The 25,954-nt window shown below is 39.1% G+C and carries 25 protein-coding genes; 12 read left to right on the top strand and 13 right to left on the bottom strand.

Annotated elements, in window-relative coordinates; translation table 11 throughout:
- Positions 1–23 precede the first annotated feature (23 nt).
- On the top strand, positions 24–941 hold the full coding sequence (locus tag PQ461_RS20155) for a thiopeptide-type bacteriocin biosynthesis protein (protein WP_274207365.1): 918 nt from the start codon (positions 24–26) through the stop codon (positions 939–941).
- Between the two features lie 65 nt (positions 942–1,006).
- On the opposite strand, the gene PQ461_RS20150 is transcribed toward PQ461_RS20155, so the two are convergent.
- Positions 1,007–1,297 (bottom strand): pinensin family lanthipeptide, encoded by a 291-nt coding sequence (locus PQ461_RS20150; protein ID WP_274207364.1) that lies wholly within the window; start codon positions 1,295–1,297, stop codon positions 1,007–1,009.
- A gap of 208 nt (positions 1,298–1,505) precedes the next feature.
- Here PQ461_RS20150 and PQ461_RS20145 point away from each other — a divergent pair, with 208 nt between their 5' ends.
- Positions 1,506–3,500, top strand: coding sequence for a lanthionine synthetase LanC family protein (locus tag PQ461_RS20145; RefSeq protein ID WP_274207363.1), 1,995 nt, complete (start codon positions 1,506–1,508; stop codon positions 3,498–3,500).
- A gap of 315 nt (positions 3,501–3,815) precedes the next feature.
- Here PQ461_RS20145 and PQ461_RS20140 read toward each other — a convergent pair whose 3' ends face one another.
- Positions 3,816–4,196 carry a (deoxy)nucleoside triphosphate pyrophosphohydrolase gene (locus PQ461_RS20140; protein ID WP_274207362.1) on the bottom strand — a complete coding sequence of 127 codons (381 nt, stop codon included), beginning with the start codon at positions 4,194–4,196 and terminating at the stop codon, positions 3,816–3,818.
- Positions 4,197–4,391: 195 nt separating this feature from the next.
- Between PQ461_RS20140 and PQ461_RS20135 the strand changes: the two genes are divergently transcribed.
- Together PQ461_RS20135 and PQ461_RS20130 are read left to right on the top strand one after the other, a co-directional pair.
- Positions 4,392–4,709 carry a hypothetical protein gene (locus PQ461_RS20135; RefSeq protein ID WP_274207361.1) on the top strand — a complete coding sequence of 106 codons (318 nt, stop codon included), beginning with the start codon at positions 4,392–4,394 and terminating at the stop codon, positions 4,707–4,709.
- A gap of 2 nt (positions 4,710–4,711) precedes the next feature.
- Positions 4,712–5,809: an ImmA/IrrE family metallo-endopeptidase gene (locus PQ461_RS20130; RefSeq protein WP_274207360.1), complete on the top strand. Its 1,098-nt coding sequence runs from the start codon at positions 4,712–4,714 to the stop codon at positions 5,807–5,809.
- On the opposite strand, the gene PQ461_RS20125 is transcribed toward PQ461_RS20130, so the two are convergent.
- The 3 genes from PQ461_RS20125 to PQ461_RS20115 are packed head-to-tail and all read right to left on the bottom strand — an operon-like array spanning position 5,799 to position 8,500.
- Positions 5,799–6,755, bottom strand: a complete 957-nt coding sequence (locus tag PQ461_RS20125; protein WP_274207359.1) for an alpha-glutamyl/putrescinyl thymine pyrophosphorylase clade 3 protein — start codon at positions 6,753–6,755, stop codon at positions 5,799–5,801. The two genes, PQ461_RS20130 and PQ461_RS20125, sit on opposite strands and share 11 nt — an antisense overlap.
- Complete coding sequence (locus tag PQ461_RS20120) at positions 6,722–7,519, bottom strand: hypothetical protein (RefSeq protein WP_274207358.1); 798 nt, start codon at positions 7,517–7,519, stop codon at positions 6,722–6,724. The genes PQ461_RS20125 and PQ461_RS20120 overlap by 34 nt, the downstream gene beginning before the upstream one ends.
- Before the next feature lie 18 nt (positions 7,520–7,537).
- Positions 7,538–8,500, bottom strand: a complete 963-nt coding sequence (locus PQ461_RS20115; protein WP_274207357.1) for a thymidylate synthase — start codon at positions 8,498–8,500, stop codon at positions 7,538–7,540.
- Positions 8,501–9,618: 1,118 nt separating this feature from the next.
- Between PQ461_RS20115 and PQ461_RS20110 the strand changes: the two genes are divergently transcribed.
- From PQ461_RS20110 to PQ461_RS20095, 4 genes are all read left to right on the top strand, one after another.
- Entirely contained in the window at positions 9,619–10,020 is a 402-nt protein-coding gene (locus tag PQ461_RS20110) for a hypothetical protein (RefSeq protein WP_274207356.1), read from the top strand.
- Positions 10,021–10,136: 116 nt separating this feature from the next.
- Positions 10,137–10,568 carry a hypothetical protein gene (locus PQ461_RS20105; protein ID WP_274207355.1) on the top strand — a complete coding sequence of 144 codons (432 nt, stop codon included), beginning with the start codon at positions 10,137–10,139 and terminating at the stop codon, positions 10,566–10,568.
- 589 nt (positions 10,569–11,157) lie between these two features.
- Positions 11,158–11,652 carry a hypothetical protein gene (locus PQ461_RS20100; protein ID WP_274207354.1) on the top strand — a complete coding sequence of 165 codons (495 nt, stop codon included), beginning with the start codon at positions 11,158–11,160 and terminating at the stop codon, positions 11,650–11,652.
- Between the two features lie 315 nt (positions 11,653–11,967).
- Positions 11,968–12,159, top strand: coding sequence for a hypothetical protein (locus PQ461_RS20095; protein ID WP_274207353.1), 192 nt, complete (start codon positions 11,968–11,970; stop codon positions 12,157–12,159).
- Between the two features lie 22 nt (positions 12,160–12,181).
- Here PQ461_RS20095 and PQ461_RS20090 read toward each other — a convergent pair whose 3' ends face one another.
- Positions 12,182–12,997 (bottom strand): glycerophosphodiester phosphodiesterase family protein, encoded by an 816-nt coding sequence (locus tag PQ461_RS20090; protein WP_274207352.1) that lies wholly within the window; start codon positions 12,995–12,997, stop codon positions 12,182–12,184.
- 139 nt (positions 12,998–13,136) lie between these two features.
- Between PQ461_RS20090 and PQ461_RS20085 the strand changes: the two genes are divergently transcribed.
- The 4 genes from PQ461_RS20085 to PQ461_RS20070 all read left to right on the top strand — a co-directional run bounded on the left by PQ461_RS20085 (position 13,137) and on the right by PQ461_RS20070 (position 15,493).
- Positions 13,137–13,712 carry a DUF4256 domain-containing protein gene (locus PQ461_RS20085; RefSeq protein WP_274207351.1) on the top strand — a complete coding sequence of 192 codons (576 nt, stop codon included), beginning with the start codon at positions 13,137–13,139 and terminating at the stop codon, positions 13,710–13,712.
- Positions 13,713–13,809: 97 nt separating this feature from the next.
- Complete coding sequence (locus PQ461_RS20080; protein ID WP_274207350.1) at positions 13,810–14,574, top strand: SDR family NAD(P)-dependent oxidoreductase; 765 nt, start codon at positions 13,810–13,812, stop codon at positions 14,572–14,574.
- A gap of 15 nt (positions 14,575–14,589) precedes the next feature.
- On the top strand, positions 14,590–15,291 hold the full coding sequence (locus PQ461_RS20075; RefSeq protein WP_274207349.1) for an AraC family transcriptional regulator: 702 nt from the start codon (positions 14,590–14,592) through the stop codon (positions 15,289–15,291).
- Positions 15,254–15,493, top strand: a complete 240-nt coding sequence (locus PQ461_RS20070; RefSeq protein ID WP_337993508.1) for a helix-turn-helix domain-containing protein — start codon at positions 15,254–15,256, stop codon at positions 15,491–15,493. The genes PQ461_RS20075 and PQ461_RS20070 overlap by 38 nt, the downstream gene beginning before the upstream one ends.
- A gap of 43 nt (positions 15,494–15,536) precedes the next feature.
- On the opposite strand, the gene PQ461_RS20065 is transcribed toward PQ461_RS20070, so the two are convergent.
- From PQ461_RS20065 to PQ461_RS20035, 7 genes are all read right to left on the bottom strand, one after another.
- Positions 15,537–16,481: a DUF4397 domain-containing protein gene (locus PQ461_RS20065; RefSeq protein ID WP_274207348.1), complete on the bottom strand. Its 945-nt coding sequence runs from the start codon at positions 16,479–16,481 to the stop codon at positions 15,537–15,539.
- 14 nt (positions 16,482–16,495) lie between these two features.
- Entirely contained in the window at positions 16,496–18,073 is a 1,578-nt protein-coding gene (locus PQ461_RS20060; RefSeq protein WP_274207347.1) for a SusD/RagB family nutrient-binding outer membrane lipoprotein, read from the bottom strand.
- A 13-nt stretch (positions 18,074–18,086) separates the two neighbouring features.
- Positions 18,087–21,203, bottom strand: a complete 3,117-nt coding sequence (locus PQ461_RS20055; RefSeq protein ID WP_274207346.1) for a SusC/RagA family TonB-linked outer membrane protein — start codon at positions 21,201–21,203, stop codon at positions 18,087–18,089.
- A gap of 152 nt (positions 21,204–21,355) precedes the next feature.
- Complete coding sequence (locus tag PQ461_RS20050) at positions 21,356–22,114, bottom strand: DUF72 domain-containing protein (protein ID WP_274207345.1); 759 nt, start codon at positions 22,112–22,114, stop codon at positions 21,356–21,358.
- Between the two features lie 32 nt (positions 22,115–22,146).
- The gene (locus PQ461_RS20045) at positions 22,147–23,031 is read right to left on the bottom strand and encodes a glutamate--tRNA ligase family protein (RefSeq protein WP_274207344.1); all 885 of its coding nucleotides are present in this window, start codon (positions 23,029–23,031) and stop codon (positions 22,147–22,149) included.
- Between the two features lie 56 nt (positions 23,032–23,087).
- The gene (locus tag PQ461_RS20040) at positions 23,088–23,618 is read right to left on the bottom strand and encodes an OmpA family protein (protein ID WP_274207343.1); all 531 of its coding nucleotides are present in this window, start codon (positions 23,616–23,618) and stop codon (positions 23,088–23,090) included.
- Positions 23,619–23,846: 228 nt separating this feature from the next.
- Positions 23,847–25,736 (bottom strand): SPFH domain-containing protein, encoded by a 1,890-nt coding sequence (locus tag PQ461_RS20035; protein ID WP_274207342.1) that lies wholly within the window; start codon positions 25,734–25,736, stop codon positions 23,847–23,849.
- Between the last annotated feature and the right edge of the window lie 218 nt (positions 25,737–25,954).

Genomic DNA, 25,954 nt, shown 5'->3' with positions numbered 1-25,954 from the left:
AATTTAAAAAGTATTTTTACAGTATGAGAAACTGGAAATCGGTATATATATATTTTACATTGAAGCCGCTTGACTTTTTGATACATAAGTTTGTAGAACCGTTAGTTAATGACCTGAACCTGACTACAAACGGGGAATTTTTTTTCATTCGATATTTTGAGGGGGGACCACATGTCAGATTGCGGTTTTTATCTGGCAGTAAGTCTCAATTCGATTTTAATGAGGTTTTAAAAAGCAAATACAGTGAATTTTTAAAAAGTGAATTTGGTATAACTGAGAGACCAGGTGAAATGGTTCAGGCCGTTCCATACGTTCCAGAGATAGAGCGATATGGTGGAGACAAAGTAATTAGATTGGCCGAAAAAAATTTCTTCGAATCTTCAAAGATAATATTGTCTCTATTCAAAAAGGAAAGATTAGATAATTATAACCAAAAGATGATGTGTGGTTTTGAAATGCATTTGATTTTTCTGGTTAATATGAACTTGGATAAAGAATCGTTGAGACAGTTTCTGAATTTTCAAATAGAATCTTGGATTTTACATGCGTGGCGTATTATAAATAAAAATGAAAATCTACAATTACAAAAGGACACTGTAGTAGAGGTATGCAAAAGTAAATTTAGTGAAGCTATACAAGCAAATAAAGAACTTTTAAAATTAAAATTAAAGTTAATTTGGGATCAGTGCATATCGGGAATGTTTGATGATGAGCTCATAAAATCTTGGAATAATCACGCAAAGAATTTTTACAATGATTATATCGCACTCAAAACAAACTTTAATTCTATCATAGATACTAGCTTGGAAAAGACAAAAGTGCCAGATACGTGGAGAATACTTGGAAGTTTATTGCACATGACAAACAACCGGCTGGGAATAAGTAATCATGATGAAAGCTATCTTTATTATATGTTACTGATAGGGATAGGTGGTTTTTAATTATGCTTAAAATCGCTGATTGATAAACGGGTCATTCTGTAAAGTCGGAATGACCCGTTTATCAATTAGCAATCGCCATAGCCAGGAGTTTGAGTTGGACAACTTCCGTCACAAGTTGCGTAGTACATTCCTGTTGCATCACATTCTCTTGGAACTGTCGTGGCACAATATGCAACCGAACACGTAGCAGAAGTATTCCACGGATCAAATGTGGTATTGCAACATTCCACATAGTTTGTTTGAGATGTTGGGTCGGTACCTGTACTCATGCCTTTGACAGATTTTGTTTGAGCTTCGTCGAGAGATGTGATAAAGGACTGAACTTTGAGTTCACTTAGGTCTAATTTTTTTTTCATGATAAAATTTATTTACAGGTTATAAATCTTCTCTAAGATAAATTTTTTTCATATTCAAAGTAGGTTTTATATGAATTTTATTTAATGAATTTTTTAGACATGGAACTGAAAATGTCAAAATTTAAGGCCTGTAGTTGTTAGTTTGCCAAGTTTACTATATTGGAAGTTAATGAAATATTGAACAGGAAGCTAAACATCAAATTTTATAATGGATTCCGAGACACATTACACGCTTAATGAAATATTAAACCTAATAATTGCTAGTAAGTTAAAAGATGAGCAAGGCTATTATTGGGAGACAATTAACTATAATAGGTTGACAAAATGTTATGATAAGATTGTTGGCGATAGTATTTATGCAGGTAATGCTGGGATAATATTGTTTTTGTCTGAGGCTTATTTATTCTTCAAGCATCAGGAAATTTTAGACGTAATTTTAAAAGCCGCTAACTGGTTAATTCATTTTTGCGAAAATAACTCAGCAAATAATTACGGTTTTTATTCTGGGAGAGGGGGGGTATCCTATGTACTTACTAAGGTTTACAAGATCACAGGTGATAACTATCTCTTAGCGCAAGCTAGAAGGGTAATGAAGGACTGTGATACTGACAATCAGTTTCACTGGATGGAAAATAAAGATGTGATTTCTGGAACGGGCGGTGCTATTTTGGCACTTTTAAATTTATACTCGATCACAGAAGATATCAAAATTGTAAAACAAATTGAATTTTTTACAAATGATCTAATTGAAAATCATTGTCTGTCAGCCAATGGATCAATTTATTGGGAGAAATCAAAAATTTATATGGCTGGTCTATGTGGTTTTGCACATGGAGTATCCGGCATGTTATGGGTATTAACGGAACTTTATAAGTTTTTTGGAAACCCTGATATTAAATACCTAATCGACAAAGCCTACTTGTATGAAGATCAACTATTTGATAAGTCACATGATAACTGGCCTGATTTTCGTTCTGAGGACACTTCTGAATACAGCGAAAGTTTGAGTGAAAGCGGTTATCGCGCTCAGATGAGTAAACTTAATGAACCTGGATTGATGATCGCATGGTGCCATGGTGCAGCAGGAATTGGAATGTGTAGATTGAAGATGTATGAGTTTTTTAGAGACAAGAAATATCTTAAAGATGCGACGATTGCATTAAATGCAACAATCGCTTCAATAAGTAAAATAAAAAATAATTATAGTAATTATACTTTATGCCATGCTGTAGGAGGAAATGCCTACTTGCTGCGTCAATTCGTAGAAATGTTTCCCAATACTTACCAAGAAGAATTGATCGAAAATATAGCAATAGCTGCATCATCGCAGGCAAAGAGAATAGGAGTCTTAGGACTAGTTGCTCCAACCGCACTCCCTGAGAATAATTTAGGTTTATTTAATGGCCTTGCCGGTGTTGGTTATTTTTATTTGATATCACTTCGTAAAGAAAGTAAGATGATGGACATATTAATTCCCGAAAGCCCTTCGCCTGTTAAAAGATTTAATTTAGAACTTTCGAACATCCGAGATAAGATGTTTTCAAAAGCCTTTCCAAAAACTATTGCTTTAATAAAACATGTAGGTAATCATATTTACGCATTGAGATCCCTTGAAATCGAACAAGTCAATAAGCATCCGTCTTTCTTTGTCAAGAAAATGATTAAAGACCTATATAGACTGAAATCTCACGATTTGAAAAATAAACTTATAAAGGCAGTTTTTGACTTTGAATTGAGTAAACACCAATTTTTGAGTGATTGCAATGACTATAATAATTTTATTTTTGAATATCAACGCTACGTTGAAAGAAGAAATTTAAGTTTTTTAGGTAACAAGATTTTGAATGATTGTATCGATGAAAATGTCATACTTAGATTAAATCCATATTGTAAAATTTACAAGTCAAATTGGAATATTAACCAGATAGATGTCCCGTTGCATTTGCCATCAAAAAACTTGAAAGGCAAATCTCATTTTCTTTTTGAGATACATTCAGTTTATGAAGTCATTCATTTTGAGATAAGCTCTCTAGCCTATTACATTATAATGGTGTTTGACGGCAGAAATAATATGAATGAGGGATTCAGAAAATTTTGTGATTTATTTCAGCAAAATGGCGCACAAGAAAATCATAAATTAAAAAATCTGTTTACACAACAAGTTGTAGAATTGCTAAAACGACGGTTGTTAGTAGTAATCTAATCGTCGCCACAATTTAGAGAGATGTTTTTAATATTTATTATACTAAAAACATCTAAAATTTTACCTACTGCTTTACCTAAGCAACGATAAGAGGCTAGTAATTGACGAATTTCTGTAAGGTTGACATTTTTATATTATTTCGGATAGGAATCGAACCTGTGTTTTTAATGCCTATTTTTTGGGGAATTCCACTAAAGCGAACACTTGTACCTGATTTCAACTAAATATGGTATCGATTAAATAAGATCGATTTATTACATAGGTTAAGAAACGTAGTTAGAAGGATATATCAAGAATCTTACATTGCTCATTCTATTAGTTGGTAAGTAATTTCAGGAATGGAATGTCCGCAGGAGCCATATTGTAATCTTGCAGTTGTTTAGTAGTCACCCATCTTACTTCATCGTGGTCAATTAGTGTAAATTGCCCACTTATAAAATGACATATAAATGCCTTAAGCAAAATTTTTATTGAGCCATAATCGTATGTATTTTCAGCCAAATAGCTAATTACTTTTATTTTTATTTTGAGCTCTTCATTTAGTTCGCGTAACAAACAGTTTTCAGCAGTCTCGTTAGCCTCTATTTTACCGCCAGGAAACTCCCAAAAGCCACCCAAATGCTTATGTTGTGATCGTTTGGCAATCATAATCTTATTGTCCTTTATTATTATGGCAGCAGCAACTGGGATGATCATTGATACAAAATAGGCTTTTTAACGGGCTTAATATATATCATGCGTTTTATACTTTCAACAACTGTTAATTTTATCAACAATTCATACATTAAACCCTTTAATCAATTCTAAATAAAGTATTTTTTAATAGTTTTGTCGATGATTTCATTCAGAGATCCCAAACTTTATCATTGACTTTTAAGTATATAATAAGCGTTGCACATCTCTTTTTCAGATCCAACATTGCGCATGATTTGTGAAAATGAGGAATTTGCTCAGGATCAACTGGGTAGTGTTTTTGCTAAAAAGCTTAAAACACGATTAGCTGATATTATGGCTGCAAATTGTGTAATGGATATTCCTACGGGTTCTCCAAAGGAAGTAGTTTTGGAAGGTCGGCCTGCTTACCAAATTGAAATATTGCCGTCACATTTTCTTATTTTTCTTTCTGTTCATCAACATCAGCCGTTAAATAAGGAAGATCAGTTAGATTGGAATAAAGTTAATCGTATTAAAATTGTAAAAATCCAATAATTATGTTAACCACAGAAACATTTAAACCTAATTGGATTTCAGTACCAGGAGACACAATTGTTGAATTACTGGAAGAAAAGAAGATATCTGTACATCATTTCGCAGCTCAAATGAATAGTTCCATAGGTTTTATAAATGAGCTTTTGAATGGTACTGCGGTAATTACAGAGGAAACGTCTCAAAAGCTCTCAGAAATACTTGGTGCATCTGTCGACTTTTGGTTAAGAAGAGAATTTCAATACAGAGAAGGGCTTGTGAGGTTGAAAAAGGTTGCGGAACAATCATGGCTTAAGCTTTTGCCAATACGTGATATGATAAACTTCGGGTGGATAAAGGAAGAGGTAGCTAAAAGTGTTGACGCATTGCTACTTTATTTCGGAGTCTCTGATATCAATGAGTGGCATAATAAATATCAAGCAGAAATGGCGCAAGTGTCATTTCGGACATCTTCCAGTTTCAAACAACAGCCAGCTGCTGTCGCGGCATGGCTTAGACAGGGAGAAATACAAAGTCAATCGATAGAATGTAAAGACTGGAATGCCGCACTGTTTGCAGCATCACTAACAGAAATACGTTCACTAACAAAAATTAAAGAACCTGAGATTTTCTTGCCTAAGCTAAAGGCGATTTGTGCTAAATGTGGAGTTGCTATTGCGATTGTTCGAACTCCTAATGGTTGTCAGGCGAGTGGTGTAACTAAATTTTTGAGTCCAAATAGAGCTTTATTAATGCTCAGCTTTCGTTATCTGACTGATGATCACTTTTGGTTTACTTTTTTTCATGAGGCTGGCCACTTGTTATTGCATGGGCAAAACTCTGTGTTTGTTGAAGAAATTAGCAGAAACAGGCTTACAAGCGAAGAAGAAAAGGAAGCCAATGAATTTGCTGCTGAACAATTAATACCCTCTATTTATCGCGAAAATATGATGAAATTGCCAGTGAGCAATAAAAGGCTTATTATCGGTTTTGCCTCAAAAATTGGTGTTTCTGCAGGTATTTTGATTGGTCAGATGCAGCATTTCGGAAAAATCGAATATAATAGATTCAATTCTTATAAAAGGAAATATACTTGGGAGGCAATACCTGATTTTAACCGCTAAAATAAATATACTGATTAGGAGATTTCTGCCAATTACATAAAGCATCCTCTAATACTTGCATCCCAAATGGTATACCTAAATGTTGGTTAAGTGAAGACAGCATTCGATCCATTTGGCGGCGTGTAATTGAGGCATTACAACTTCCAGTAAAAAGGAGCCGTCCTCCTTTAAATGGCCCCGTGGCGCCGATCATGTATACAGAGTCGGGTTCTACATCAATAAGCTGCAATTTGCCCATCATGGTTAAATAGTCAAATACAGCAGTTCTTCCAAATCCATATACTTGTAACATTGAATTATAAAATGCCCTAAATCGTATTTTGGGATTAGCTTGGTTTGGTTCAAGTTGTAAAAATTTAACTAAATGAGATTTGGTTTTGCCAATCCAATCAATATAGCTCGAAATAGTTTGGCCGGTATTATTTACTTTAAGGCTTTGATATTTTCGATGGTTACCAAAGTTGCCACCATTTGCTTTTAACTGATTCTTATTATTATCAATCCATATTCCGAGTCCTCGAGGAGACTGACATGCTTGTTGCCAATCGAATATGCCCATTCCCAAAGTACCGTAGACATCTTGTAGTAATTGCCATCCCGATGCTTTATTTTTGCCAAAATGTGTGGCTAAAAATACAAGCCAAGAAGCTTCTTCCGAATTTCCATTAGCATGATGAAACGCAGCCGCTTTAATGGGGTTAAATCCGCCAAGGTTAGGATTAACACAACTCGGTGTATTTATTTTATCACGTATAGTTGTTACATATTGTATCCTACGTACACTATCCACAAGCTGTTTTACAAAGCAGTCAAGCTCTGGCTGATTCGCAATTCCTAATAAGGGGGTTGTGTTTTGAAAAGCTTTAAGACTACTTACTAACGAAGTTTCTAACTCTATATCCCTTGAAAGTCTCATAAAAAGCTGGCCGATTTGGTGGCTATCCATTTTCTAATTGATTCTTGAATTGCAGTTGTTATACCGTAGCTACTTTGAATATTATGATTAAATCCAAGTACACAAAGAGGTTCATCTAAAGATACACCTCCAATATTTCTGCAAATGCCTTCATAAGAAAACCCAGGAACTCCTGTACTGTCTTTTCTTGGTAAACACCAATCTTCCATCAATGTAATTTCATAATTAACATCTGAAATTTTATTGAAGTTATCCAAGACACTTTTACCATTAAGAACTAATAATCTTATGGATGACTTCCGTAATAATTCACCAAGTATGTCTCCATATTCTTTCAGTAGCGTATTTCTTTGCCAATTAGTCAATTCTCCCCATTTAGTGGTTGTTGCGTAAGGTATTAAATCCAAATGACAAGCCCCTGATGAGGGGAAATAATATGATAAAGATGTACCTGATATTAGATAGTCTAATCGTTTAAACCAACCATCATAAGGATTTCTTAAAAAATACTCATTACATAACTCAACAATTGAGTTGAGATGACAAGGTTGTACGTCTTCCCAAGCCTCCAATCCTAATGAGCTTAAGGTATGAAAGCGTCTTGCGTTACCTATTAATTCATTACCAGAATTGTCTACAAATTCTTTGTTACTTGGATTTAAACCCAGTGTAGCAATTTTAGCGCCTTCTAAGTTACCAAATGTAGGCACAGGAGCTCCCCATGTAATTACATCTAATTCCGCGAGATTTGGATTTGAAAGTCGTTCAACTAATTCTGTTATTTCGTCGACCATAATATTTAAAAGCGCGAATTAACAAATCTTTTTTTCAATATACATTTTGTAAATGTCATTCATGCCAGCCATAACATTTCTGATGCCAGTGATATCTTTTTTCTTACTCAGAAAATGAATATGTACCATTTTTATGATATCAACCCAATATGGATCAAGGCCATCAAGACAAAAGGATTGATCCGTTCGGATAAGCTCTTCAAGTTTAATTATTTGCTTAATCGCTGGCCGAGGATCAACTTTCGGCATAGCTGGCATATAAAATTTCGTTGGTTGGTAACCTTCATATAAATATTGTTCGACAAGATTCCTATCATTATCATAAAGGTGTAGACTCCCAACTGAATGGTGATAAGCCCCCATATCCACACCGAGTATATTTGCCATTATTTCTTGCAACATTGTGAAGGCAAATACGTCATGTGGTAAGCCCATGTATGCATCATTAGAGCGCATCGATACATGTAGATTTAATTGATTGTCTCGCAAAAGAAATTGTAAGGTGCAAGTACAAGGAATTTCTTTATGTGTTCCAACTAAGTCTGATGCATCAAAAAGTTGTATAACTGCACGTCGAGATGTGGGCTTTTGCCCTAATAATTTTATGATATTATTGACCTGGTTATATTTATTATGCATGTTTAATAGCCTTGGGCCATATGCGCCATAAATTGTGTTGCCATCATCTGTCTCATCTTTGTAATGCGAAATATAGGGTTGTATAAATTCTAATGTATTACTTCCAGACAAATACCAAAGTAGTTCGCCTACAGGACTAAATGCTTTGCCTTTAACTTCAGAGCGACTTAAGCGGGCACGAGGGTTGGCTAAAGTCAAACTTACTCCAATAATTTCACAAGTGTCTCCCCCTTTCTTGCTTCTTGTAGTTGGAATAGAACTCGGTCGTTCCATTAAGTCTTGATAAACCGCCGTAAGTAAATCGTCAAGAGTTTTAAATGTATTTGTATTAAGCTTAGGCATGTGAAAGATTTGTTGTTAATGTATAAAATACCTTTTGTATTTTCAAATAATCGACAATTGTATCATAGCAAGAAAAGAAAAAGTTTAGATTAATTTTAATGTTGTTATTTGACATTATTAGCTTAGAGGAATACAAAGCTTATTATGTGCTATTATAAACCACCGTCTCATATTCACTTACAAGTCGTATAATAGGTAAAATACAAATGGACTTTTTTGCATTTTAAATGAGTCGATTTGAGCCAAAATGAGCCAGAAACGCTGTAAAAAGCCTGTATTAATATTCTCGTCGGGGGTACTAAAAACGCAGCTCTTACATATAAGGACTGCGTTTTTTTGTTAAGGGGCGAGCAGTAGGTAAAATCTAAGTGATGCTGAATGGATAAAGTTTGAACCAGAATTCATTTAATATTTATTAATTGCTATAAACATAGTAAAGTGATGAACAAGCTTATACTTTTGCTGCTTATTGGATTTTTTGTAACCATAAGTAAGGAACTCCATGCACAAAACGATTGCTGTGCTGCTCCTGCCTTAAAACCTAAAATTAAATTTACAAGCACGATTTTTTTAGATAGCGCGGCTTTTGAAAAAGATTTGATCAAATCCAAGATTCTAGATAGGATATATTTCAATCTAAAAGCCAGTAATTCTGAGATGATTTACAGAGGTTGGTTTGATGTGAAGAGGACTGGTATCATAAATGCAATGAAAACGCCTAATCAATCTATATTCAACTCCCTGTGTAAGTATTTTAACACTACTTTTAAAAAGTACAGATGGTCTGCATCTCATAGAATTACTTGCAAGACCTGCAGAATAGATACGCCTGTATTTGTGAACGTGTACTTTAACACCTCCGAAAGCAACATCATAATCAGTTTTGAGACTATAAATGTGCTTGTATCACGGCATGTTTATCGTAAAAGGATAATGATGAAATAACCGGCGTAAACGGAGCTGCGTTTTTTATTCTATATCAATTAAATTGAAAACTTATTATTTTACATGTCAAAGTGAAAATAGATAGTCTTATCCAATTCTTAATTGGATTGGTAGCTTTAATAGCGGGTGTTATGGCCTGTTTTTGATTTATAAATCATTATTAAAAAGTGAGTATGAAAAGGGCATACTATTATTTATTTTATAAATTTTATAAGTTCGGTGAATGGTCGCCGTCCATTTTTCCAAGTGATTTTACAGCTGCATTTTCGATTTCGTGTTTAGAAGTATTGTTTTTAATATCTTTAAAATTTTACTACATCGAATTCATTGATCAAGAAGATGCGTTTACCTTTTTTTCATTTCAAACTTTAATATCACTTTTAGTGGTATTCTTAATTAATTACTTTGCATTTATTCATAATTCAAATTGGAAAAAATATATACGTGAATTTGACAAGATGCAACCAAATATAAATTTGGCAGGTACATTTTTAGTAATAGCCTTGATAGCATTTGTTATTGGTAGCCTTGCGCTTGCTTTTCATATAATGGAGCAAATTACAGGTATCCACTAGGATTTATTTTTCTTACATTTAATCTAACTAAAGATCACTCAATCTCGCATTTTAGATCAATATTGCCTGTTGTCTTTACAAGATGGATTATATAGCTATTAGTGTTAGCTAAGGAGATGAAAAAATTATCGTCAGATGTTTTATACTATAGGTCATTAGTGGGATTATTTATAGGACCTATATTGATAATAATCTTTGTTAGAATTTTCTGGGCTCAAAGTTTCACGGATAACATCATTATAATTATTTACTTTCTGTTAATAATACTTGTATTAGTGCAGTCTTACAAGCAATTGAAATATAGAAAGGTGTCGTATAGCTCAAAGAGCCTTACTATAAAAACTTATTTTTCTAAAGATGAAATAACAGTGCCTCTTTCAGAAATCATTGATTTAAAAAAGGCTTTTAGCTTAGCGCGAAAACCAGCAAGATTCTCTTATAAAATGAAATTTAACTATAGGGGAAAACAACATGCTGTTTATTTTTTTAAGGCATTGGAACTATATAATGTAGATGATTTGAAAACTTTTTTAGGTATTACAAACTGAGAAGATTTTCAGAGTCGCTCTCACGATACTAGTATATTCTGAACATCTGGTTATAAACAATCCATCGATGATCAATACTCAAGTGGAACGAGAACTGACGGGGTATTTATTAAATTTTTAGTCAATTTTAGAATGCAGTTACTACAATGAAATTCAGATTTTATAGCACAGCGATAATATTAATCATTTGGCTGATTTTACATTTCATTTACAATGAATCGTATTATTTGCCTGTCCTTGAAATGGGATTGCTTTTAATAGTTGCTTATGTGTTTCCTTTTATTGAGTTCAGAACGAACACTCCTGTCGGTATTCCTATACTGCTCTTTTTTTTATTTAATGTGACAATATTAGGTAAGTCCATTTCTAAAATTGACGTGTACTTTAATCAAGCTGACTTTACAAAAAAATTGATAGTTAAAAGCTTTATTATACTAAGTTATGGATTAATGTTATTTAGTAATTTTAAAAGAAGTCGAATCAAAGAACCGGGACAGGCTTAATAATACTGTTTTAAGTCCTTTCTAAGTCGTAAGTGAATAATAGATTATCGGGACTTTATGAAAGTTGACGTGAAAAATATAAAACGATGAAAAAACTGTACCTTTTTATATTATCATTGATATTAACTTCTTGTTTACAGTATTCTAATAAACAATCGACAACAGATTCGTTTTATACCGAGAAAGGAGAATGGGATTCAGCACGAATACCGTTGTTAAAGCCCTATGAAGCAATACTAACCTCTAAAGAATTTGGATGGTGTGTGAATCTATTCGGAAACGGGGATACTGGCCTTCCAAATACGGTTAAGGTAGCAGTAAAAGATGATGCGATTTTTCTTTATAATATAAATACTATTCTCGATGGTAAAGATGAAAAACAATCATGGCACATAATTATACCATCTAAGCGTTTGGAAAAAGGATTTAGTAAGTACCAAGATTATAAAAAGTACTTGAATAAGCTAAACATTAGAGAAGAGCCTAAACTTTTTAATATTGAACTTGTAGCAAGCTATTTTGATGATCACCAGGTAATGAGCTGGGATGATTTTAACAAAGAGCATAAAGTTGTTAATTAGAAGCATGTAATTAAATATATTGTTTTAATGATACTACTAGGCAGGTCTGAAGGGAAAGAAATTTAAATAATGGCAAAGGAACCGTTTGCAGCAAGGCTAACATGCTTGTGGATAGGAGCATTTTTTTATTGGGTGCTACATGGATTCAGAGGGGGATTGCGAAGACAAATTAATTCTAAGTAGGACAATAGGAATATGTGGACTGAGTATATTATAATTTTAATTATAGTAGGTATATGGGTGAAATTATATTTATAGATCATTTGGGTGGCTCAACAAGATAACTGCAATTAAACTTATTATGTAATAATTAACATGGCAAATAAGTACTTGGGAATGACAGTTAATGAGCGTCTGTATGTAAGTGGGTTGATGGATAAGTATCGTGAGGCTATTAAAGAGAAAGATATAAATAAGGCTGCTTTAATTCTTGAATATGTAGAGTTGGGTAGGGAAAATATAAAAGCTGTATTGAGTTCTGATGGTCTTAAAATTGAGGATTTTTAAGTCAAACACAAATTTTCAATCGCTATCTGATCCTCTTTTCTTCCAAATAATTAATCAGTGCTGCCGGGTGGTCGGTCTGCAAGCCGTGAAATCCTAAGCCCAGTGCAGCTTTCCAGTTTTTGTCTTCGTCGGCGCTTTGTATATCCGGCCAGGCTAATAAGTGCTTTTCCTGTAAATATGTCAATATTTCTTTATTGTAGTCCTTCCAGTTGCCATCTAATAAGTCGGGGTGGTGCAGGTCAATAAAGGCTTTGATAGCGGCAAGGTCTTTTTCATTCTCGGGCAGGCTCAGCATTAAGGGCATATGCGGTGCCACATGTTTCCAATCGGTTAATTGCTGTTCGCTGTTAATGTAAACAATCACCTGCTTTTCCATGTGATGTTTGCGCAACATGGCATAGGTAGCAGCAACCGATGCCTCCTTAAAATCAAGATAGATGTAAATTTTATCCTTGCACAAATTCAGGATTTCTTCGAATGTCGGTACGTGATAAACAGTGGTGTCGCTGGTGTCGCGGCTTTTTAAACGCAGTTGTTTAACCTGGGCAAGCGTCAGGTCTCTGATGTTTCCGGTTGCACCCGTCATGCGGGTTACAGATCCGTCATGCATGCTTACCAGCACACTGTCTTTGGTTGTGCGCAGATCAATCTCTACATAATCTACGCCATTTTTTATACCCTCCGCATAAGCCGCTAAAGAGTTTTCGGGGTATTTAACGTGGTCGCCCCTGTGTGCAACTACGGTGAACGCATGCCGGGGTTTAGGAAGCGGATTGGGCTGTGCAAGCGTAACTCCAGTTGAAAAGCATATAAAAGAAAGTAGCAGCGTAATTTTCATAAAGTGGGTTGAAAATGTAAAGCTAACCGGTCTTTATTAAGCTATCTTTAATAAGCTTTAAATTTATAGTCTTGTTGGTCATTTTAAATGCCTCCGACAGGTTTTTGGGCAATAACAACCAATAAAATATCTTAGATTTATGGTAGAACCTAAAGCAATGAGCAAACAATTATCCATACAAGAAACTGAGCAACTGCTAAGCGTATTAAAAGAAAGATTCGGGAAGAACATGAGTCGACACGGAGGCCTTAAATGGGCAGATGTGCAGGCAAGGCTTGAAGCTAACCCGGAAAAGCTTTGGTCGTTAAATCAAATGGAAATAACCGAAGGCGAGCCCGATGTGGTGGGGTACGATGCTAACACCGGTGAATTCGTATTTTATGATTGCTCGCCCGAAAGCCCTAAAGGCCGCAGGAGTTTCTGCTATGATCGTAAAGCCCTGGATTCGAGAAAAGAAAATAAGCCAAGAAATAATGTTGTAGAATCTGCTTCAGCTATGGGGGTAGAATTACTAACAGAAGAACAATACCGGCAATTGCAACAATTAGGGGAGTTTGATTTAAAAACATCAAACTGGGTGAAAACGCCAGATCATATCCGCAAGCTTGGCGGTGCTATATTTTGCGACCGCCGTTATGATACCGTATTTGTTTACCACAACGGTGCCGAATCTTATTATGCTGCACGGGGTTTCAGGGGTGTGTTAAAAGTGTAAAGATGATGCTAATTATTTGAATTTTACAAATAATGGATTGATTGCAGCTAACGCTGGCACTGTTTTATGTACAAACTTTGTATCATAAAATAGAGCAATGGAAAACACTAAGAAGATAGCCCTTGTAACCGGCGGCAGCCGCGGACTGGGTAAAGACATGGCATTGCGCCTTGCTGATAAAGGTATTAACGTCATCATCACTTACAACAGCAAAGCTGATGATGCACAAAACGTGATTAATGAAATAGAGCAGAAAGGGTTGCAGGCTGCAGCATTACAACTGAATACAGGAGCAGTTAGTAGCTTTGATAATTTTATTAATCAGCTTAAAGATGTACTTCATGCTAAATTCGGAACTGATCACATCGACTTCCTGGTTAATAATGCGGGCATAGGTGGTTATTCGCCAATTACAGATGTTACAGAAGCATTTTTTGACGAATTGCTGAATGTCCACTTTAAAGGTGTGTACTTTTTAACGCAGAAAGTTTTGCCTTTAATTAACGAAGGCGGCGGTATCGTAAATATATCATCCGGACTTACACGTGTAGCTATACCCGGTTCTTCGGTATATGCTTCATTGAAAACTGCGGTAGAAACATTTACACGTTATCTGGCAAAAGAACTTGGCGAAAGAAAGATCAGGGCTAATGTGGTTGCGCCGGGTGCCATCATGACTGACTTTGGCGGCGGTCATTTAAGAAATGATGAGCAATTACAAAAAATGGTAAGCAGTTTTACAGCTTTGGGCAGACCTGGTGTTGCCGAGGATATTGGTGGCGTAGTAGCATTTTTGTGTACAGAGGATGCCCGCTGGGTAAACGGACAGCGTATTGAAGCTGCCGGTGGTATGGCATTATAATTAATAAATTAAGGTATGTTTTCCCACACATCGCTCGAAGATTTTTACAAACAAACTGCCGCTGCGCTGCCCAATGGTATCGCTAAGGAAATAGGGCATTTTAATGTTTTTGAAGCGGAAAAGCTTTTCGATAAAGCTACGGGTAAACGTACCATGCCTTACAGCCGCCGCGACTATTATAAGATCAGTTGGATAAAGGGAAAAAGCAGGGCAGAATATGCAGACAAGGTAATTGATCTGGCAGCTAATGCTTTGCTTTTTGCAACTCCAAAAATCCCATATCACTGGATCCCGGAAGACGATCAAACCGGTATGTTCTGCATATTTACGCCAGATTTTTTGGCACAAAGTAAGTCTGGCGTAGTGCTCGATGACTTGCCGATATTTCAGCCGGGGCAAATACCCGCCTTCCAGCTTTCTGATGAAGAAGTTACCGAGATAGAGTATATCTTCAGGAAAATGCTGAAAGAACTGAGTTCCGATTATAAATACAAATATGATTTGTTGCGCAACCTGGTGCTCGAGTTGATTCATTACGGGCAGAAACTGCAACCCATGTCGGCATTAAGCACAACGCAAAATGCATCGCAGCGGATATCATCATTGTTTATCGAGTTGCTCGAAAGGCAGTTTCCTTTAGCATCGGCGGACCAGCGGTTGAGCTTGCGATCAGCAAAAGATTACGCCGACAGGCTGGCTGCATGTAAATCATCTTAATAAAGTTTTAAAAGAAGCAACGGGGCATACCACTACTGAACTGATCAGTAACCGGGTTATACAGGAAGCCCGTATCCTGCTCAAACAAACCGATTGGAGCGTGGCAGATGTTGCTTATACTTTAGGGTTTGATGATGTGGCGCATTTTTCTAATTACTTTAAAAAGCAAACCAGCTTTACGCCGCTTGCTTTCAGAGCCTGATAAACAAAGAAGCCTGCAATTTGCAGGCTTCTTTGTTACAAAATTATTTGTTGGTATAAAATACAATACCCGGCGGATTAAAATAAATCTCAGGTAATTTGGTAGTGGGGTCAGTTACCGGTAGGGAAGGCCTTGCGGTCGACCGTAGCGTAACATTAATTCCGGGCACAACGTAATTAGCAGCTAATCCACGGCCAATTATGGTGTAGTATCTTCCCGGGGCTACAGTTACCGTTCCGGAAACTGCGCCCAATTTAGTTTGCGTGCCGGCCAGGTACATCTGGAATGTATAAGATGAGGTACTGACAGCATTTACAGGTACCGCTACAAAGTCGGTTACTGTACCATAAGCGGTGCCTGTAACCAATGGACTGGTTGTGGCTGCTCCGCCGGTAGGGGTGTATGTGCCTGTTACATCAACCGGGGCGCCATTGGGTATCATATGGGCAAAGCGGATATAAGCCTTGCCACTTGCCGCAGCCGGAAACTTGTCTTCAACCACTTTTACACTTAAAGGCGTAGTTGTAGAGCCGGGTAATCCCATCGTAAATACAGAATATGCTGTCCCGCTGGTAGTGTTTTGCGTAACACTGCCGATAATTGCACCAGGGGTACTTGTTTGCTGGCTAATTAATGCAGGTGCAGGAGTTGATGCGACAACTTTAATAGTAGTATTGCCTGCAGGTACTACAGCATAGTTATTACCCGGAAACTGACCAAGGTAAGATGTAACAGAACCCAGATAGTTATAAGTGATGCCGGTAGTTATCGAGGTAACCAGTGCATTATCTGTTACAGAAACAGACGCTTGCGGGGTAATTTTGGTTGTATTGATGTAACCATCGATAGCAGGGGTACCGGGAGCAGTATGCAAAAATTTAACTAATGCTCCGTTTGCCGGGTCGCCCTCCTGTGTGGGCGTATCTTTTTTGCACCCTACGGCTGCAGACAGCAGTAAGGCAAATATGAATGGAGATATCTTCTTCATGCTAATCTTTTAAATTATGGTAAAACAAACCATGGTTTTGTGGTATGATAATCCGGAGCTGTTGCACCAATTTTTTGCAATGCCGGAATGTTCCAGATGTACTCTGAATTATAGCGCGGGCGTACAACATAAACCTGTTTGCCGGCATTATCCGGATATAATGTGCCTGGTTTGGTAAAACCCTGAAAAATTGTAGCATCGTAGCTGTAACGGCGCTCGTCTGTCCATGCCTCTATTGGGTTCCATAAATACAGGGCGATGAATTTTTGCTGCAAGATGTCGCTTAGTTTTAATGCTGCTGCCGATTGCGGAACACTTGGACCGGCAAGATATTTAGCCTTGGCTGTTGCAGATATATAGTTTTGCGGACCAACAATGGTTGTACCTACCGGCGGATTGCTTGCAAAATCAAGCGCAGCTGAAACGCCGGTTTTAAACGAGTTATACGCACCAGCTATATCGCCTTTTTTGTACAAAGCTTCAGCCTTCATAAATTGAAGTACCGGATAGGTCATCAGTACGCCACGTGCGTTATCATTGAAAAGATATTTAGCTGTACCGGTTTGTTTAACGTTATTAAAACCAGCCCATGCGGGTATTGCAGTATTGGGATCAGCCGTGTTAGGGTCGCCCAGCGGAGCAATCACACCACGATACACTCTGTCTTTACTAATATTAAGAAACAAAGGTAAGCGAGGGTCGGCAAGGGTATCCTGATTTGCAGCTCCGGCTAAAATACGGCCATCAAGCAAACGTACAATAAAATCAGACTGGCGATAGCTATTCAGGTTACCGCGTGTAGGTCCCCAGAAGTTAGCATCGGTAGAGTTAGACGCTGTGTTTTGAACGCTTGCATTGTCTTGATTACCGGCAAAAGAAAGGTCAACAAACTTAGCCACAGAATCGGGCTGAAAAGTCGACTTGTTGCTCATGTGCATTGCATTTTGCGCAAGTATCGAATAAACGAATTTGATCCACTGGCTGCGGTTACCATTGTACAGGTAGTCGCCTTTCTGCAGTGTTGTAGATACGCCCGAATTTCCATCAGCTTTAATTGCCTGGTTAAAATATTGCAATGCCAGGCGGCATTCTGATACTGCTGCGGCATAAACCGTTTGCGGGTCATCATAATTGAAGGTCAGCTTAGTGGGGTCATAAGCTTCTTTAACAATCATGTAGTTATAAATGTCGCCACCATACTGCCATCCCCAAGCGCGCAGTGCATGTGCAACGCCTAAATATTCATATTTGTTATGAGCTGTAGCATCGGCAATCATCAGGTTAATATTTTGCCCAAGGCTAAAGTAAATGGTACGCCACATTTCGCCGTTTGAGTCTGAGCCTGGTGCATATCCTTCCTGGTCCCAAACATTGTTTGCAGCAGTTGATCCCCAGATCTGGGCATATTGGCCAATATATCGGCTGTCATACCAAACCCCTCTTTCCATACCGGCCAGCATTGGCGGTAATAAACTGGCAGCATCTACACTGGTAGGTGCGTTAGGATTGGTGTTAATATCAACAAATTTTTTGCAGCTGCTTACCGTGCCAATGGCTAACAGTGCTGTTATCGTATATATGAGTTTTTTCATATCGGTTTCTCTCTTATAATTTTACACTTATACCAAATGAGAACGTGCGTGGCCTGGCTAATGTGCCATAGTCAAATCCGGCAGCGCCAGAACCCCTGGTAGAGGAGTTGGTGCCGTTAACTTCGGGATCGGCGCCGGTGTAGTTGGTAATCATGAACAGATCTGTCGCGGTTACATATACGCCTGCAGATTTAAACACCTTTTGTTTGGCAAGTATAGATTGTGGCAGATTGTAGCTAAGAGTGATGTCTCTCATCCTTAGCACATTAATATTATGCTCCACAAAGTCAGACTCGATGGCGTTTTTGTAATAATCGTTTTGATAATAAGGTGTTACCTGTATGGTATTAACCGTAGGATTAGCCGAGTTTTCGTTACCGTCTTTCAAAACGCCCGGTACAACAATAGGAGTTTGCCTGTTAACGGTACGCTGGCTTAAGCCATAACGGGTAAGGAACAGCTCGTTGCCGTTAAATACGTCGCCACCCTTGCGGAAATCGAGCAGGAATGATAACGCTAAAGATTTATAAGTAAAGCTGTTGCCAAAGCCAATTGTAAATTTAGGCTGGCGGTCGCCCACGGTTACAAATGTCGAATTTGAGATAGGCAAACCTGTTGTTGGGTCAACCAGTATTTGGCCTTTGTTGTTACGTGCATAGCTGAAAGAAGCAATGTTCATTAAACTGCTGCCCGGGAAAATGCTTGATCTGGCATTGGCATAAATCCAGGTGTCAGAATTATAATATTCTGGCAGGTCGCCAAGGTTAATCACCTTGCCACGGTTCAGGAAGAAGTTTACGAATGGTTTCCAGCTGAAATCTTTTGTTCTTACCGGGGTGCCGTTCAGCTCAATCTCCAAACCTTTATTCTGAATTTCGCCGCCATTAACAAGCTCCAGGATATAACCAGATGCATAGCTGATACGCGGATCAAAGATCTGGTTGGTTGCACGGTATTTATAAACATTGATCTCTGCACCTAAGCGGCCGTTAAAAAATTGCAGCTCGGTACCTAACTCCATCTGGTAGTCTTTCTCAGGTTTAAGAGATGGGTTGTTACCGGTAACGTCATACGCATAGCCACCACCGGTGGTTGATTGCTGAATTACGCTTGACAGGATTTTGTAAGGTGCAAATGGGTCTTTACCAACACCTGCATAAGAGAAGCGGATTTTACCGAATGATAAAACCTTGTTGCCTTTTAAGGCAGGTAATTCGCTGAAGTTAAACCCGACACCTGCTGATGGATAGAAATAGGAGTTTTTGGTAGTGCCGGCTAAACGTGATGAATAATCGTTCCGGGCAGTGGCGTTTAAAGTAATTAACTCCTTGTAAACTACACTTAAACGGGCAATTTCACCAATACGGCGGGTTTCTGCATAGGCAGTTGTAGCACGTTGGGTAGTTGGTGTAGTATTGTTGATGGTGTTGAAATCCGGCTGTAAAAACGCTTCGCCATACTGGCCGTTGGTAATGTCTTTACCATCATAAATTTCGGCACCTACGGCAAGAGTTGTCCTGAAATCGCCAAAATTTTTCTTTACAGTAGCAAATAAAGACCCGTTTAGCAGCAGGTTGTTATCATCATAATTATCAATGATACCGCCTTTGCTTAAACCGCTTGCTGGTTGAAAGCTGGATGATATAGCATTTTGATAAGAGTTACTATACTGGCTAACTAAGTTATTACCCTGAGTAGTATAATAATCAACACCAAATAATCCCTGGAAATTTAACCACTTAGTCGCATCATAATTCAGATCGAAGTTAGCGATTACGCGATTGGTTTTGTCGCGACTGATATTGTTGTTCACATCCCATAACGGATTATCAAAATCAATGGAAGCATCAGCAACAGAGGTAGTAGCAGGCAAAAGGGTTCTGCGGCTGCCATCCGGGTTTAAATAGTTGCGCACATCATCATTGGTGGGCCATGATAAGGCGTTGATGTATGTACCGCCGTCGCCTTTGTTGGTTTTGCGGTTATCTATATTAAAATAGTTGAATGTAGCGCTGCTGGTTAACTTAGGCGTTAGCTTAGCCTGACCCGCCATGCGCAACGATAGCTTATTGTTATACACCACAGGGATTACACCGCCGGTATGACGGTATTCGCCCGAAATACGGTAACTTGCTTCGTCATTACCACCCTGAAAAGCCAGGTCATGCGATTGCGAAAAACCAGTCTGAAAAAAGTTTTTCAGGTTATTAAAGGTTTGCGTACCCGGTGCATAAGCGGGGCCGTAAGCCAGCCTTGTGGTAGGATCATTATAACCAGAGGTACCCGGGCCAAAGGTGGTTTGAATCTTAGGGAAACGGTATTCGTTAGAAAAACTGAAGTTATTATTGTAAGTGATTGACCCTGCACCGCTTTTACCTTTTTTGGTGGTAATCACAATGGCGCCACCTGCGGCATCAGAACCATAAACCGCAGCTGCATCGGCACCTTTTAAAACGGTTAGGGTTTCAATATCGTCAGGGTTAATATCCGCAATACGGTTGGTAAAATCCTGACGGCGGTTATCGCCGTTTGATGCCAATGCGCTTTGACTCATAGCATCATTATTTACACGGATACCGTCCACCACAAACAGCGGCTGGTTGCTGCCGCCAATGGAAGTAATACCACGTAAAACAATGGATGCCGAAGCACCCGGTGTACCACTGGTACTGGTAACGGTAGCACCGGCAATGCGGCCCTGTAATGAGTTTACAAGGTTTTCGCGCTGTGTTTGTGCAAGCACCGAACCACTGATGGTTTGGGTTGACGATGTAAGGTCGCGTTTGTCTTGTTTTACGTTAAAGCCGGTTACCACAACTTCCTGCAAGCTTTTGGCATCAGCTTTAAGCTGCACATTAATGGTTGTTGCTGCACCTACCGTACGTTCTTGCGGCACTGTGCCAATAAACGAGAAGGTAATCACCTGGCCGGGAGTTGCCGAAATAGTGTAACCGCCTTCCAGGTCGGTTTGTGTGCCAGATGTTGTTCCCTTGATTTTTACGGTTACGCCGGGCATTGGGCTACCGTCTTCTGCTGCAGTTACCTTGCCGGTAACTCTTATTGACTGGGCATTTGCGTTGAACACCCAGCAGCAAGTTAGCGTGAAGAAAAAGAGTAGAGTTTTCCTCATAAGCAATTCAATAGTTTATTAAAAGCGTTTAAAAAACTAAATATATAGAAAAATGACGCTCTGTTAATGAAAGATTAACAAATTAAACCGAGTAACGTAAATGTGACAAGATTTTTAATTGTCGATTAACTTCATCGACTTTAAAAATTTGATTAGAAATTTAGCAGATAGCCATTAAGCGATTGGAGATTGGCTAAAGCCGAGCCTATGGTATTATTGAAGTAGGCATAAACAGTTTTGCCTTCGTTGCACCAGTCGTTAATGTAGTAGGCGTATTCTGAAAGGAAGTCATCTTCATAGCTACCACGATAGCCACCATTAGGCCCATGATAGCGTACGTAAACGAAGTTTAAAGATTGATCAAGCATCGGCGTGGCAGAAGCAGGGATGTCTTGAAGGACCAGAGCCATCTTGTTATTTTCAAGAAGCTCATAAACATCGTCGCGGTACCATGATTTGTGCCTGAATTCAATGGCAATGTCCCATTGCTGCTCATGGTCGGTTTCGCGCAAAACATCAAGTAATACATTTAACTGTTGTTTATGGCTTACCTGTAAGCTTGGTGGAAACTGCACCAGCAGGCTTCCTTTCTTATGCCCTACGCTGTTAATGGCATCCATAAAGAGCTTTACGTCATCAGGCTTAAACTCAAGCCCTTTGTTGTGGGTGATCTCTTTCCACAGTTTGAAGGTAAAGCGAAAATTATCGTTTACCTCGCCTGCCCATTTTGAAAGTGTTTTGGCCAGGGGGAGTTTATAAAACGAGCTGTTGATCTCGATGCTGTTGAACAGGCTGCTATAGAAGCAAAGGCGGCTTTTATCTTTAAACTCTTCCGGGAAATCTCGTTTAGGTATGGGCGTTAGCAAACCGCTGGTTCCGGAGTAAAATTGGCCTTTTTGTTCATCAAGCATACAATTAAAATATGCTACGCTTCAAAAATGTTTTAGACATTAATCAACTGAGCAAGCTGCTGCCAACTATTGACCGGATCATTAAAACCCATCGCAGTTGCTATAGCCGTATAAATATCGGCAGCCGTTTTGCCTTGCTTACGAAGGCTTTGTATGGAAGTGTCGCCTGCCGACTTAGAAAGCTTATCGCCGTTCAAATTGGTAAGCAGGGCATGGTGATGGAAAACGTTATTTAATAAGCCCTGCTTTTTTAGCTTTTCAGCCAGGAAAAGCTGCGCCAGTGTGGATGACCATAAATCCTGACCGCGAACAATAAGATCGACGCCAAAGTTTATATCGTCAATCACCGAAGCTAACTGGTAAGCCGCGAAGCCATCTTTCTTGCGTACTATAAAATAATTAGCGTCTGCCGTGAGATGCGCCTGTACTACACCGTTAAATGTATTTACACTTAGTTGCCTTTCATCAGTTTTTATTCGCCAGCACGCACCCCCGGTATCAAACGGAATATTTTTATCAAGGCAAATGCCGGGATAGGTTTCGTCTGCAGTCAGCTTTTTAATCAGCGACCGTGAGCAGGTACATGCAAATACATGGCCTTCATCTTTCAGTTGTTGCAATGCTTTCTGGTAGCTATCGAGCCTGTGCAGTTGCGACCAATCGCTTTTGTATTCCTGGTAATTTCGAGGCCCCATATGCCACTGGATTTCTAAGAAATTAAGCGTGTCAAAAATATCCTGAACATATTGGGGCATTACCCGCTGCTGGTCAAGATCGTCAATGCGCAATAAGATTTTCGCGCCAGAGCGTTCGGCCAATGCAGCAGTAATAGCAAACGACAATACATTGCCGATATGTAAATACCCACTCGGAGTAGGGGCAATACGCGTTAGCTGATATGTGGATTGCGCAGACACAATTTAAAGTAAACAAAAAACCCCGGATAAACCGGGGCTGTATGTTTGCAATAATATTATTGTATTGGTTTTATTTCTACCCGGCGGTTAAGCGCACGGCCAGCTTCGGTATCATTTGGTGCAATGGGTTTGCTTTCGCCATAGCCTTTGGTGGTAAGCGCATCACCGCTTACACCTGCATTTACCAAATAAGTTTTTACGGCATTTGCACGTTCTTCTGATAACTGCTGATTATGCTCAGTACTGCCCTCGGCACTTGAGTGGCCGTTGATCATAAATTTAACATCAGGATACTGCTTAATGGCAGCGGCAGCCTGATCTAAAACAGGATAAGCATCTGTGCGCAGCACTCCAGAGTTAAATTCAAACTGGATATTGCTGAACTTTAACGATGGTTTTGGCGCGGGTGCCGGTTCTTCTTCTTTAGAAGTAGGTTGTTCTACCGGTTTTGTTTCGGTTGGCGGAGGTGTGGTCGCTACTGGGGTTGGTTCCTGTGGTTTGGCAACCATCTTTTTGCTTTTACAAGCCGTCATGGAAATAATTACAGCCGCAATTAAAACTGGATAAAAATAGGTTTTAGTAGTCATGTTGAAATGTTTGTGTAAACATAAAAAACGCTGATGAATTGCAGATAGTATAATTTGAATTATATGCCGATTGTTACAAGATGAGCCTCACCCTGGTTGATCTAAGATACAAAACGTCATTGCGAGGCACGAAGCAATCACTAAAATGCATTATCGTTTGCAAAGTTTGGGATTGCTTCTCCGCCATAAAGCGGATCGCAATGACGTTTGATTTAAGCGTAATAATCCTTAATTCAAGTTTTCGCTGCCGGGTTTGTTGTTATTGTCCTGTTGTAGTTTTTTAAACAACTCGGTGCCGATCAGCGCATCCACAATCCCGCTGTTGCCGCCGTCTTTACCGCTAACCAAAATCTCAGGCACCAGTTTAATACCGTTGCTGGCTAATGCTTCAGCTACACGCACTATCGCATATTGCTCGGTACCCATTGCTTCGGTTTTTTGTTTGGTTACTTCGGCTTCAGCCAAACCGATGGCTTTTATTTTACCGGCTTCTGCAGTACCATTGACCTCGGTTGCAGAGGCATCTGCTTTGGCAATAATTGTTTTTGCTTCGGCATCTGCTTTTGCATTGATGGTGCGGTTTTCTGCATCGGCTTTTGCGTTAATCACCCTTGATTCTGCATCACCCTTAGCAGCGGCAACTTTTGCAGCAGCCATTTGCGTGTTGATCTCTACCTGGCGGGTTGATTTAACAATCTCGGGCTGCATATCGGCACCGGCTTTTGCACTTTCAAACTCTTTACGCTCAATCTGTGCGCTTTTTTGAATTTCGTAGGTTACACGTTCCTGCTCGGCAATCTTACGGTCGGTAAGGGTTTTCATCAATGCCTCTGGCGGCACAATGTCGCCAATCAGCGTATCCACACCTACTACGTTATAGTCGCCAAGTACTTTACTGATGTGTCCCTTAGCATCATCCTGGCGTTGTGAACGGTTACTCAAAAATTCGATCACGTCGCTTTTTTGTGCCGAGTTGCGGAAGTAGTTGGCAATGGTAGGCTCCAACACCTGGGATACCAGGTTTTTCATGTTACCAAAGCGGGCAATTACTTTAGGTGCTTCGTTCCTTGGGATATGTATGATCTGGGAAACGTCGAGGTTAAATGTAAAACCGTCAGAAGAACGTACACTGATGGTACACAGGTTCTTGTCAAGTTCATGCGCTTCGCTGCGGCTGTTAGCCCAGTTTAAAACGATGTTGGTTGTTGGTACAACTTCAACCGCATGGGTATAAATGTTTACCGGATGCTTGCCTGGGTCTAATGGTTCTTCCCAAACACCTTTCTCGTTTTTCTTAACAATGTTACCATGTTTAAAGCTTTCGCCGCTGGTGTCTTTACCTTCAGGGCCAACAAACGAGTTTACTACACCCACATAACCGATAGGGATGTGAATCATTTCAACCTGTTCAACAATTACAAACCAGGGGTTAAGGTAATAGGTACCTGCCAGTATAACATCTTCCTGTAACCCCTTTTTACCGCCTGCGCTTATAAATGCCATCGGGTCCTGGTAGTTACGGTGCCCGGCAACCGAGCCGCCGGCAATTTCTCCTTTATCAAGCGGTTCACCATCTAACGTGGTGATAATACCCACTTTGTTTTCATGGATCTGCGTTACCGGCACCTTTTCTATTTCGAACAAAAAGGTATTGATACGATAGCTACCTGGCGTTAAAAATGCAGCCTGCGGGCCTTTTTGACCATTGCTGTCTAAAAATGCCTGTGCATCCTGAAACTTGTCGCACTCTACAGGTTTGCCCAACACCCGCCCGGTATCAAGCGCAGCGCCGTCTTTAGCTTTTACAAGCCCCAGCTTGCCTTGTTCAATAATGGTAAAAGGTTCCATAGTAATGGCATATTGCCATGGCCACATGCGCCAGTACAAGCCCGGTGCAAGGGGTTTGGCCTGCATACCAGCCTCGCCTTTGGTAGCAATAATACGCCCGTCAGGCAGGCGGCGGTCGCCGCCGTAAAGCGAAAACTTTTTAACCACAAGCCCGATACGGTCGTCAGGAACGATGATCATACCAAAAAATACACGAAGTACAAATTTGTACATCAGCAGAGCTGCAAGCACAGGCAGCACCCACCAGAGTTTAAAAATTAAATCAGCCATTTTGTTGTTGGATTTTTTGCTTTAACGGAGTCCTTAAGGTGCGGGCTCCTCACAAAATTGAATAGCTTTTTTGTAGTACCTTAGCTATTAACGTTATATTAGATGACAACATCATAAGTTTGTTACAATACATGCAGCAATTTTTTTAAGGTTTAGAAATTACTCCCTTAAGGTATAAAAAATCCCGCTTCGTGGCAACACCATTTTTATAAACGGAT

It is taken from the genome of Mucilaginibacter sp. KACC 22063, assembly GCF_028736115.1.
Classification (GTDB): domain Bacteria; phylum Bacteroidota; class Bacteroidia; order Sphingobacteriales; family Sphingobacteriaceae; genus Mucilaginibacter.
The sequence above is the reverse complement of the archived record's forward strand: the minus strand, read 5'-3'. Positions and strand labels throughout refer to the sequence as shown.